An 11,360-nucleotide genomic window follows, 5' to 3' on the forward strand; every position below is an offset into this window, starting at 1 on the left:
AAGGGGAGCCCCATGCGGACATTCGGCATCGCGGCCTTCGTGGCCTTTCTGATCGACCAGATCAGCAAATATGTGGTCATTCACATGATGGAACTGGCGCGTGTCCGCTCCATCGACGTGCTGCCGCCGGTGCTGAATTTCCGCTACGGGGAGAACCGGGGCATCAACTTTGGTCTCGGCGGCGACATGAGCCAATGGGTGCTGATCGTGGTGGCGCTGGTGATCTGCGCGGGCGTCACCCTATGGCTCTGGCGCAGCCCGCATGGGCGTTGGGCGCAGCTCAGCGGCGGCCTGCTGGTCGGCGGGGCGCTGGCGAATGTTGCGGACCGGCTGATCTATGGCTATGTGCTGGATTTCCTGAACAACTCCTGCTGCGGCATCAACAACCCCTTCGTCTACAACTTGGCGGACGTCTTTATCTTTGTCGGCGCCCTTGGCCTGATCCTCTTTACCGGAGAGCCGAAAAGCGCGCCCAAACGCCAGGGCAAAAAAGGTCAGTGACATTGCCCGCTTGCCTGCGATATTGAACAAGCAGACCCCGAAAGGAGACACCATGCGCCGCATTGCCCTCATCAGCTTGATCCCGCTGGCCCTCGCCGCCTGCAGCAATCAGGGCCTTCGCGATTTGCAGCCGACTTCTGAAGGGCCTGATGAGTTCCTGATCCAACCGGTCAAGCCGCTGGAGCGCCCCGACAACTTGAACACCCTGCCCACGCCTGCGCCGGGGCAGGCGAACCTGACCGACCGCTCGGCGGTGGCCGAAGGGGTGGCGGCATTCGGCGGGCGTTTGGATACCTCTGCTGGCATCCCGGCGGGGGATGCGGCGCTGGTCCAACATGCAAGCCGGATGGGCGTGCAGCCCGGCATCCGTGAGAGCTTGGCCGAGGCCGACGCGGAATTCCGCAAGCGCAAGGGCCGTTTCACCCAATTCCGCATCGTGCCGGTTGACCGCTACGGCCAAGCCTACAAGCGCATGATCCTCGACGCGCATAGCGAGGCAGAGCGCTGGCGCAAGGCAGGCGGACGCACGCCGTCCTACCCGCCGCAGGACACACGTTTTCGCTAGGCTTCTTGAAAGTAGCGCCAGACCGCGTAGGTAATGCGGCAGGCGATATATTTCGAGGTAAGCAATGATCCGACTGCCGATGATGGCGGCCCTGGTGGCAACGCTTTTCACAGCCCCCGCCGTGCAGGCGGGGCAGACCGAGAACGAAGCGGTCACCCATTTCACCCTTGATAACGGCATGGAGGTCGTGGTCGTCGAAGACCACCGCGCCCCGGTCGTGCAGCAAATGGTCTGGTACCGCGCAGGTTCGGCGGATGAACCCAAAGGGTCATCGGGCGTGGCGCATTTCCTTGAACACCTGCTGTTCAAAGCCACCGACAAGCTGGAAGCGGGCGAGTTTTCCGCCACCGTGGCCGCCAATGGGGGCCGCGATAACGCCTTTACCAGCTACGATTACACCGCCTATTACCAGCGCGTCGCAGCGGACCGCCTCGGCTTGATGATGGAGATGGAGGCCGACCGGATGAAGAACATCCGTCTGACCCCCGAAAACATCGAGACCGAACGTGACGTGATCCTCGAAGAGCGCAACCAGCGGACCGAGAACAACCCCGCCGCGCTGTTCAGCGAGCAGATTAACGCCGCGCAATATCTCAACCACCGCTACGGCGTGCCGATCATCGGCTGGAAACATGAGATGGAGGAGTTGGACCTCGAAGATGCGCTGTCGTTCTATGAGCTCTACTACTCACCCAACAACGCGATCCTCGTGGTCTCGGGCGATGTAACGCCGGAAGAGGTGCGCGAACTGGCCGAGGCCACCTATGGCCAAATCCCCGCCAACCCCGCCTTGCCGGAGCGTCTGCGCACCGAAGAGCCGCCCCAGATCGCCGAGCGCCGGTTGATCTACAAAGACGCCCGCGTGGCCCAGCCCTATGTCCGCCGCTCCTACCTTGCGCAGGAACGCGACAGCGGCGACCAGGAGGAAGCGGCGGCGCTCCTGCTGCTCAGCGAATTGCTAGGCGGCGGCACCACGTCCTACCTTGCCGAGAAACTGCAATTCGACGAACAGATCGCCAACTACACCGGCGCTTTCTACAAGGCCGACACGTTGGACGACACGACCTTTGACCTTGTCGTGCTGCCCGTGCCCGGCGTCAGCCTGCAACAGGCCGAAGAGGCGCTGGACGAGGCGCTGGCGCAGTTCATGGAGGCCGGGGTCGACCCCGAACACCTTGAACGCCTGAAGGCGCAGTTGCGCGCCGATCAAATCTATGCCCGCGATGACGCGGACCGCGTGGCGCACCGCTACGGTTCGGCCCTCGCCATCGGCCTCACGGTCGAAGACGTGCAGGCATGGCCCGATGTGCTTCAAGCCGTCACCGCCGAGGACATCATGCAGGCCGCCCGCGACCTGTTCGACAAACGCGCATCGGTCACCGGCTGGCTGATGAAGGAGGACGCGCAATGAGACTGATCTACGCCCTGATCCTGACGGTAATTGCCACACTCCCCGCCCGCGCCGAGGTCGATATTCAGGAGGTGACCAGCCCCGGCGGCATCACCGCTTGGCTGGTCGAGGAGCCTTCGATCCCCTTCGTGGCGTTGGAAATCCGTTTCCGTGGCGGCGCGTCTCTCGATGCCCCCGGCAAACGCGGTGCGATCAACCTGATGACCGGCCTCTTGGAAGAAGGGGCGGGCGAGATGGACGCCCGCGCCTTCAGCCGCGCGACCGAAGCGCTGGCCACGAACCTCAGCTTTGATGTCTCTGACGATGCGCTTTCCGTCTCCGCACGTTTCCTGACCGAGAACCGCGCGCCCTCGATCGACCTTCTGCGCGCGGCCCTTCAGGAGCCACGTTTCGACGAAGACGCCATTGAGCGCGTGCGCGGCCAAGTGATTTCGAACATCCAGTCGAACCAGAAAGACCCCAACAAAATCGCCCAACAGACCTTTGACCGGATCGCCTTTGGGGATCACCCCTATGGCAGTTCGCTCAATGGTACGTTGGAAAGCGTCGCGGGCCTGACCCGTAACGATCTGCTCGCCGCGCATCGCGCGGTGCTGGCGCGGGACCGCATCATCGTTGGCGTGGTGGGCGACATCACACCCGAAGAATTGGGCCAGATGCTCGACAAGCTGTTGGGGGGGCTGCCCGCCGAAGGTGCGCCGATGCCGCCCCGGGCCGAGGTCGATATCCCCAGTGGCACCACGGTCGTCGATTTCGCCACGCCGCAATCCGTCGCGCTCTTTGGTCAGCCCGGCCTCGCGCAGGACGATCCCGATTGGTTCACCGCGACGGTGCTGAACCACGTCCTCGGTGGCGGCGGTTTCGAATCCCGGCTGATGACCGAGGTGCGCGAGAAACGTGGCCTGACCTACGGCATCTATTCCTACCTCGCCCCGCGTGATCTGGCCGAGACCTACCTCGGCTCTGTCAGCTCGTCCAATGACCGCATCGCCGAAGCGATCGAGGTGATCCGCGCCGAATGGGCCAAGGCCGCCGCCGAAGGCATCACGCAAGAGGAACTGGACGCGGCCAAGACCTATATCACCGGAGCCTATCCGCTGCGCTTCGATGGGAACACGCCCATTGCCAACATCCTCGTCGGCATGCAGATGCTTGGCTTGCCGACCGACTATATCGCGACCCGCAACGACAGGGTCGAGGCGGTCACGCTTGAAGATGTCAAACGCGTCGCTGCCGAGCTGTTGGAGCCCGAAAACCTGCATTTCGTTGTCGTTGGCCAGCCCGAAGGGCTAGAGGCCGCAGACACAGCGCAGGACTGAAAAAAGCGCCGCTCCCGACAGGGGGCGGCGCTTCTGCGTAGGCAGGGCGGCGGGCGTTACTCGCCGTAGGGCACCCAGATATTCTTGACCTCGGTCGCGGCCTGTAGGAAGTCGCGCCCCGCGCCCTCGGCCCCGAACCAATCCCGCGCCATGCCGTGGTTGACCCAGCTGCGTTTGATGTTGCTCGCGGCCCCTTTCTCCACAATGCCGGAAAGCGCCGCGGCGCCGAAGGACCAGACCGCATCCACATCCATATGACGCGCCATCGCCTCGGCCAGATCCGTTTGTGGTCCGGTCAGGATATTCACCACGCCCGCGGGCACGTCCGATGTCTCAAGCACCTGAACGAAGTCCGTCGCCGCCAGCGGGAAGGGTTCGGAGGCCGAAAGGATCACCCGGTTGCCCAGGGCGATGGCGGGGGCCATGCAGGAAATCAGCCCCAGCAAAGGCGCCTCGGCAGGGCACAGCGCCCCGATCACGCCCACGGGTTCCTTCATCGCCAGTGCCACGCCGCGGATCGGCACGCCGTGAACCTGACCGTCGTATTTATCGGCCCAAGCGGCATAGGTGAAAAGCCGGTCGATGGCCGCATTGACCTCCCTACGGCCCGTCTTCGTGCCCTGCATCGCATCCAGACGTGCTGCGAATTCATCCCCCCGTGCGGAAAGGTTCTCGGCAATGTAGTACAGGATCTGCGCCCGCAGATGGCCGGTGGTTTTCGACCAGCCCTTCGCCGCATGCGCCGCCTCGACCGCATTGCGCAGGTCCTTGCGGTTGGCGAGGCTCACATGCCCCAACAGACCGCCCGACTTGCCCCAAACCGGCGCGGAATAGCCGCCATCGGGCCGCGCCTGTTTGCCACCGATAAAGAGCTTCGCAGTCCGGTCGATCCCATCCTCCGGCGCACCCTCACCTGAGAAGGCTTCGATCTCCTTCAAAGGCTTCCGCGCCGTCTTGGGCTTGGTATAGCCCGCCAGACCTTCCCAACCGCCCTCGCGGCCAAAGCCGCTTTCACGCTTGCCGCCGAACCCGGCTGCGGCATCCATCATATTGGTGCCATTGACCCAAACGATCCCGGTCTCCAACTTCGGCGCGATGTCGAGGGCAAGGTTCACATTCTCGGTCCAGACCGTCGCCGCCAGACCGTAGCGCGTGTTATTGGCCAGCTGCACCGCCTCGCCGGGCGTGCGGAAGGTGGTGGAGACCAGCACAGGCCCGAAAATCTCTTCCTGCATCAGCCGATCCGCCGGGTTCAGCCCGGTAATCAGGGTGGGCGGATAGAAACAGCCATTCTCCGGCATCGTCCCCGGTGCCACGAAACGCTCACCGGCGGTATTGGCCTCGACCATTTCGCTCACGCGCTTGTATTGCACCGGGTCGACCAGCGCGCCCACGTCAATGCTCTTGTCCAAGGGATCGCCAACGCGCAGTTTCTCCATCCGTGCGCGCAGCTTGGCATAAAACCGATCCGCGACCGGCTCATGCACCAGCAAGCGCGACCCGGCACAGCAGACCTGCCCCTGATTGAACCAGATCGCATCGACCAGCCCTTCGACTGCGCTGTCCAGATCGGCATCATCGAAAACGATGTAAGGCGATTTGCCACCCAGCTCCAAGGTCAGCGCCTTGCCGGACCCCGCCGTCACCTCGCGAATGCGGCGGCCAACGGCGGTGGAGCCGGTAAAGGCGATCTTGTCGATATCGTCATGGCCGACGATCATCTCGCCCACGGTGCCATCGCCCGTCACGATGTTGACCACACCCTTGGGCAGCCCGGCCTGACGGCAGATATCGGCAAACAAAAGCGCGGTCAGCGAAGTGTATTCCGCAGGTTTCAACACCACGGTATTGCCCATCGCAAGCGCGGGCGCGATCTTCCATGCCAGCATCAGAAGGGGGAAGTTCCACGGGATGATCTGCCCGCAAACCCCAAGCGCCTGCGCATCGGGCAACTCGCTCTCCATCAACTGCGCCATGCCCGCGTGATAATAGAAATGCCGCTGCGCCAAGGGCACGTCGATATCGCGCGCCTCACGAATGGGCTTGCCGTTGTCCAAGACCTCCAAGACCGCAAACAACCGCGCGTGTTTCTGCAACAGCCGCGCCAGCGCATAGATATGCCGCGCCCGGCCATGGCCGCCCAGCTTCTCCCACTTGGGCTGCGCCTTGCGCGCCGCCTTCACGGCGGCATCCACATCGCCCTGCGACGCCTGCGTTAGACTGGCCAAGACCTCACCCGTCGCCGGGTTCGTGCTGTCAAACCCCGCCGCCGGCGCAGTGAAGGCGCCATCGATGAAATGGCCAAACCGCCCGCCCTGATCGACGATCCACGCCAGCGCATCTGCCGCCGATTCCGGGGCTGGCCCGTATTCCATGCTTTCGAATATGTCGGACACGCTCATGCCTTCATCCTTTTCCAAATACCTTCCCGCAGCCTGCAACGGGCTCAGGCGGTCGCGTGGCGGTAAGCCGCCGAATAGTTGCCGGTCACATGATGCTCCAACTGCCGCTCGATATCGCCCAAGAGCGAGGACGCCCCAAAGCGGAACAGGTCAGGCTGCAACCAACGGTCGCCCAACTCTTCCTTCATCAGCGCCAGATAGGTGATCGCATCCTTGGCCTTCGAGATGCCGCCCGCGGGCTTGTAGCCCACGCGCACGCCGGTGCGCGCATAATACTCGCGGATCGCGCGGATCATGACGAGGCTCACGGGCAGGGTGGCGTTAACGCTTTCTTTGCCGGTCGAGGTCTTGATGAAATCGGCCCCGGCCATCATGCAAACCAGCGACGCGCGCGCCACATTGCGCAGCGATCCCAATTCGCCGGTGGCGAGGATCGCCTTCACATGGGCCTCGCCGCAGGCCTCGCGGAAGGCGCGCATCTCATCGTAAAGCGCCTGCCAGTCGCCTGAGAGCACATGACGGCGCGAGATCACGATGTCGATCTCGCTCGCACCGGCTTCGACGCTCATTTCGATCTCGCGAATGCGCAGTTCCAAGGGCGACAGCCCCGCTGGGAAGCCGGTTGAGACGGCGGCGATGGGAATGTTCGTGCCCTCCAGCGCGCGCCGCGCGGCGGGGATCATCTCGTGATAGACGCAGACCGCGCCGGTGGTGATCGGCGCCATGCCAAGCGCCTCGAGCAGATCGGGCGCAATCGGTTGGCGCGCCTTGGCGCAAAGCCGCTCGACCCGGCGCGCGGTGTCGTCGCCCGAAAGGGTCGTCAGGTCGATACAGGTCACCGCGCGCAGCAGCCACGCGGCTTGGTGGTCCTTTTTCAGCGAACGGCGGGCGGGCAGGGCGGCGGCGCGGCGCTCGATCGCCGAGGTATTCGCCTGCACCGAGCGCAGCCAATCCATATCAAGCGGCATCGGTTCGACGCGGGGTTCGGTGACCTGGGGCAGATGGCCCGGCGCGTCGGTCTCTGTCTCACGGTGCTGCGGGGTCGTCTGGGTGGCCATCGGGGTCTCTCCGGTTTGGTCAGGCGCGCAAAATGGCATGGGGCAGGGGCCAAAGCAAGCGACGCTAACCTCGCGTCACCGGTCGAATGCCTCAAAAACAGGCGAAATGTGGAAAATGTTAATGAGAACCATTCGCAACTGTTGACTTAATTGAGAATCGTTCTCACTAATACCCCCATGACACATGCATCTGATCCCTTTCGCCCGTCCCGCCGCACCGCTTTGATCGGCGGCCTGAGCGCATTTGCCCTGCTCGGGGCCGCGCCCGCCGCCTTCGCGGCGGAGAAGCTCAATGTCGTCGCGACCACCGGCATGATCGCCGACGCCGCCCGGCGCATCGGCGGCGATCTGGTCGAGGTCCGCTCGCTCATGGGGTCGGGGGTCGATCCGCACAGCTACCGCCAGACCCGCAGCGACATCGTGGCGCTGACGCGGGCCGATCTGGTGCTCTGGCACGGCCTTTACCTTGAGGCGCAGATGGAGCGGTTCTTTGAGGATCTGGGTCGCAAACGCGCCGTGATCGCCGTGGCCGAAGCCCTGCCCAAGGAGGGGCTGCTTAGCCACCCGGATTACGAGGGCCGCTATGACCCGCATGTCTGGATGGACCCCAACACATGGACCGCCGTGGTGGATGAGGTGACCCGCGCGCTGAGCGAAGCGCATCCGGCAGGGGCCGAGACTTTTGCCGCGAATGCCAAGACCTACCGTGCGGAACTGGACCAACTCGCCGCCTATGCCGTCGAGACCGTGGCGCAGGTGCCCGAAGGCCAGCGTGTCTTGGTCACGGCGCATGACGCTTTCAGCTACTTCGGACGCGCCTTCGGCTTCGAGGTGATCGGCATTCAAGGCATCTCGACCAACAGCGAGGCAGGGCTCAATCGCATCTCTTCGCTGGTCGATGAGCTTGTCGAACGCGAGATCGGCGCGGTTTTCGTCGAAACCTCGGTGTCCGACCGTAACATGCGCGCACTGGTCGAGGGGGCTGCGGCGCGCGGTCATAAGGTCGTGATCGGCGGGTCGCTTTATAGTGACGCCATGGGGGAACCGGGCAGCTATGAAGGCACTTATATCGGTATGATCGATCACAACGTCACCACCATCGCCCGCGCGCTCGGCGCGCCGGTGGATGCGGGCGGGATGACCGGCAAGCTGGCGCAAGGAAGCTGATCCATGACACTCGAACTCGCCAGCAATCGTGAGACCGCGCCGACCGCCCGCGCCGACAGCCCGCTCGCCCTGCGTGGGATGACCGTTTCCTACGGGCAGAAGCCTGCGGTCTTTTCGGTGGATATGACCGTCGAGCCGGGCAAGATGACGGCGATCATCGGGCCGAACGGGGCGGGGAAATCGACGCTGCTCAAGGCCGCTTTGGGCATCCTTACCCCGCTGGCGGGCACGGCCACCGTCTATGGCAAACCCGTGGCCGAACAGCGCCACCGCATCGCCTATGTGCCGCAGCGTGCGAGCGTGGATTGGGACTTCCCAACCCGCGTGATCGACGTGGTGCTGATGGGGCTTTACCCGCAACTGGGCCTTTTGGGCCGCATCCGCCCCGTGCACCGCGCCCGCGCCGCCGATTGTCTGGCCCGCGTCGGGATGGAGGATTTCGCCACCCGCCAGATCGGCCAACTCTCGGGCGGCCAGCAGCAGCGGGTGTTCCTTGCGCGGGCCTTGGCGCAGGATGCGGATCTTTACCTGCTTGACGAACCCTTTGCCGGGGTCGATGCGGCGACGGAAAAGGCGATCATCGCGGTTCTGAAATCGCTGCGGGATGCGGGCAAGACGGTCGTCGCCGTGCACCATGATCTGTCCACGGTGCCTGAGTATTTCGACAATGTTTTCCTGATCAACACCCACCGCGTGGCCGAAGGCAGCGTCGCTGAGGTCTTCAAGTCCAACCACCTGCAAGACGCCTATGGCGGGCGTTTGGCGGGCGCGCAAATGGATGCTTTGCAACTGTCATGATCTGGGACGCGCTGACACTGCAACTGGGCTATAACGCCACGCTGGTGACGCTGGGGGCCACGCTTTTGGGCATGGCGGCAGGCGTCGGCGGCACCTTCCTTTTCTTGCGCAAACGGGCGTTGGTGAGCGATGCAATTTCGCATGCGACACTGCCCGGCGTAGCGCTGGCCTTCATGGTGATGGTCGCTTTGGGCGGCGATGGGCGCAATCTGATCGGCCTGCTGCTGGGGGCTGCGCTGTCGGCGGGGGTGGGGCTGCTCTTGGTCTCATGGCTCAGCAACCGCACGCGATTGGCCGAGGATGCGGCGATCGGCTCGGTCCTGTCGGTTTTCTTTGGCCTTGGCATCGTGCTGCTCACGGTGATCCAGACCATGAGCGCGGGGCGTCAGGCGGGGCTGGAGGATTTCCTTTTGGGCTCTACCGCCGGGATGCTGCGCAGCGATGCGCTGATCATCGCCGTGGCGGCGGCGCTGACGCTGGCGCTGGTGCTGCTCTTGCGCCGCCCGCTGACGCTGGCCTCCTTCGATCCTGAATATGGCACCGCCATCGGGCAGAACGTGCCGCGCACGGATCTGGCGATGATGGGGCTGGTGCTGGCCGTGACGGTTGTCGGGCTCAAGATCGTGGGGCTGATCCTGATCGTAGCGCTGCTGATCATCCCGCCCGTGACAGCCCGGTTCTGGAGCGAGCGGACCGACCATGTGGTGCTGATCTCGGGCGCGCTCGGCGGCATTGCGGCCTATATCGGCGCGGCGCTGTCGGCGGCCCAGCCGAACCTGCCGACGGGGCCGATCATCGTTCTGGTGGGCTTCGCGCTCTTTGCGCTATCGCTGCTGTTGGCACCGGGGCGCGGGGCACTGTCGGCGCTACTGCGGCACCGGCGCTATCAGCGTCGGGTCCATCTGCGGCAGGGGCTCTTGGCCTTGGCCCATGGGCAGCCGATCTATGAACATCTCACCCTGCGCCTGCTGCGGTCCGAGGGCTACGCCCTGCCCGATGGGGTCGCCACCAAGGCGGGCCGGGGCCGCGCGGCCAAGGCGCTGCGCGATGAAACCCGCTGGCAACTGATCCGCCGCGATCCGGCCTACGAGGCGGCGGCACAGCAATATGATGGTCTGACCCCCATCGAGACAGTGCTGACCGCCGACCAAATCCGCGAAATCGACAGCCGCATCGACATGCGCGGCGGGGTGATGGCATGAACGGTTCCGAATTCGTCCCCCTGTCCTTGGTGCCGATGCTGACGGGCATCTTCGTGGCGGTGGCCTGCGCCTTGCCGGGGAACTTCCTTGTGCTGCGCCGCCAAGCGTTGATCGGCGATGCGATTAGCCATGTGGTGCTGCCGGGGATCGTGGTGGCGTTTCTGCTGACCGGTGTGGTCAGCACTTGGCCGATGCTGCTGGGCGCGGCCGGCGCAGCGTTGGTCGCCGTGCTGGCCATCGAAGGCGTGCGGCGTTTGGGCAAGATCGAATCCGGCGCGGCCATGGGCGTGGTCTTTACCGCGATGTTCGCGGGCGGCGTGCTGCTGCTGGAACAATCCGACACCAGCAACGTGCATCTCGACGTGGAACATGCGCTTTATGGCAACCTCGAAAGCCTGATCTGGCTGGATGCGACCGGCTGGGGGTCGCTGCTCGACCCCGAGGCGCTGGCGACCATCCCGGTGGAGCTGCCGCGCATGGCGATCACGTTTCTTTTCGTTGCGCTTTTCACGGCGGTGTTCTGGCGTCCGCTCAAGATCAGCACATTCGACGAAGGCTTTGCCCGCACCATCGGGATGAAGACCGGCCCCTTGGGCCTCGGGCTGGTGATCGTTGCCGCCATTGCCGCCGTGGCCGCCTTTGACGCGGTGGGCAGCATCATCGTGATCGCCATGTTCATCTGCCCGCCCGCTGCGGCGCGGATGATGACCAACCGGCTGGAGCATCAGATTGCATGGTCAGTGGGTTTTGCCACCGTGGCCGCGATTTTGGGCTATGTCTTGGCAGGTTACGGGCCGCTGTGGATCGGGCTGCGGGATTCGGTCTCGGCGGCGGGGATGATCGCGACCGTCTCAGGGCTGATCCTTGGCGCCGCGGCAGTGATGGGGCCGCATCGGCATAGAGGTGCCGCCGCGCCCACCGCTTAACCGAATCGCAA

At 64.4% G+C, this 11,360-nt stretch carries 10 protein-coding genes; 8 read left to right on the forward strand and 2 right to left on the reverse strand.

All coding sequences use genetic code 11. From position 1 onward, the window contains the following. The first annotated feature begins 12 nt into the window (after positions 1-12). From lspA to ACGYLA_RS05170, 4 genes are all read left to right on the forward strand, one after another. A complete protein-coding gene (gene lspA / locus ACGYLA_RS05155) occupies positions 13-501 on the forward strand; it encodes a signal peptidase II (protein ID WP_394430832.1) in 489 nt (162 codons plus the stop codon). 52 nt (positions 502-553) lie between these two features. After that, positions 554-1,066, forward strand: a complete 513-nt coding sequence (locus ACGYLA_RS05160) for a DUF3035 domain-containing protein (RefSeq protein ID WP_394430834.1) — start codon at positions 554-556, stop codon at positions 1,064-1,066. A gap of 64 nt (positions 1,067-1,130) precedes the next feature. Beyond that, positions 1,131-2,477, forward strand: coding sequence for a M16 family metallopeptidase (locus tag ACGYLA_RS05165; protein ID WP_394430836.1), 1,347 nt, complete (start codon positions 1,131-1,133; stop codon positions 2,475-2,477). Further along, the gene (locus tag ACGYLA_RS05170) at positions 2,474-3,796 is read left to right on the forward strand and encodes a M16 family metallopeptidase (RefSeq protein WP_394430838.1); all 1,323 of its coding nucleotides are present in this window, start codon (positions 2,474-2,476) and stop codon (positions 3,794-3,796) included. The genes ACGYLA_RS05165 and ACGYLA_RS05170 overlap by 4 nt, the downstream gene beginning before the upstream one ends. 56 nt (positions 3,797-3,852) lie before the next feature. Here the strand turns inward: ACGYLA_RS05170 and ACGYLA_RS05175 are convergent, their stop codons facing one another. Both ACGYLA_RS05175 and deoC read right to left on the reverse strand, forming a co-directional pair. Continuing rightward, a complete protein-coding gene (locus ACGYLA_RS05175; RefSeq protein ID WP_394430840.1) occupies positions 3,853-6,198 on the reverse strand; it encodes an aldehyde dehydrogenase family protein in 2,346 nt (781 codons plus the stop codon). Positions 6,199-6,242: 44 nt separating this feature from the next. Continuing rightward, on the reverse strand, positions 6,243-7,256 hold the full coding sequence (deoC, locus tag ACGYLA_RS05180; protein WP_209218436.1) for a deoxyribose-phosphate aldolase: 1,014 nt from the start codon (positions 7,254-7,256) through the stop codon (positions 6,243-6,245). Between the two features lie 177 nt (positions 7,257-7,433). Between deoC and ACGYLA_RS05185 the strand changes: the two genes are divergently transcribed. From ACGYLA_RS05185 to ACGYLA_RS05200, 4 genes are read left to right on the forward strand one after another with little or no spacing between them, the layout of a single operon-like run. Continuing rightward, a complete protein-coding gene (locus ACGYLA_RS05185) occupies positions 7,434-8,423 on the forward strand; it encodes a metal ABC transporter solute-binding protein, Zn/Mn family (RefSeq protein ID WP_394430842.1) in 990 nt (329 codons plus the stop codon). A 3-nt stretch (positions 8,424-8,426) separates the two neighbouring features. Continuing rightward, positions 8,427-9,221 carry a metal ABC transporter ATP-binding protein gene (locus ACGYLA_RS05190; RefSeq protein ID WP_394430844.1) on the forward strand — a complete coding sequence of 265 codons (795 nt, stop codon included), beginning with the start codon at positions 8,427-8,429 and terminating at the stop codon, positions 9,219-9,221. Continuing rightward, positions 9,218-10,423, forward strand: coding sequence for a metal ABC transporter permease (locus ACGYLA_RS05195; RefSeq protein WP_394430846.1), 1,206 nt, complete (start codon positions 9,218-9,220; stop codon positions 10,421-10,423). The genes ACGYLA_RS05190 and ACGYLA_RS05195 overlap by 4 nt, the downstream gene beginning before the upstream one ends. Next, positions 10,420-11,349, forward strand: coding sequence for a metal ABC transporter permease (locus ACGYLA_RS05200; RefSeq protein WP_394408699.1), 930 nt, complete (start codon positions 10,420-10,422; stop codon positions 11,347-11,349). The genes ACGYLA_RS05195 and ACGYLA_RS05200 overlap by 4 nt, the downstream gene beginning before the upstream one ends. Positions 11,350-11,360: the final 11 nt, after the last annotated feature.

Origin of the sequence: Sulfitobacter sp. 1A13679 (genome assembly GCF_043557115.1) — a bacterium.
GTDB classification, from domain to species: Bacteria; Pseudomonadota; Alphaproteobacteria; order Rhodobacterales; family Rhodobacteraceae; genus Sulfitobacter; species Sulfitobacter faviae.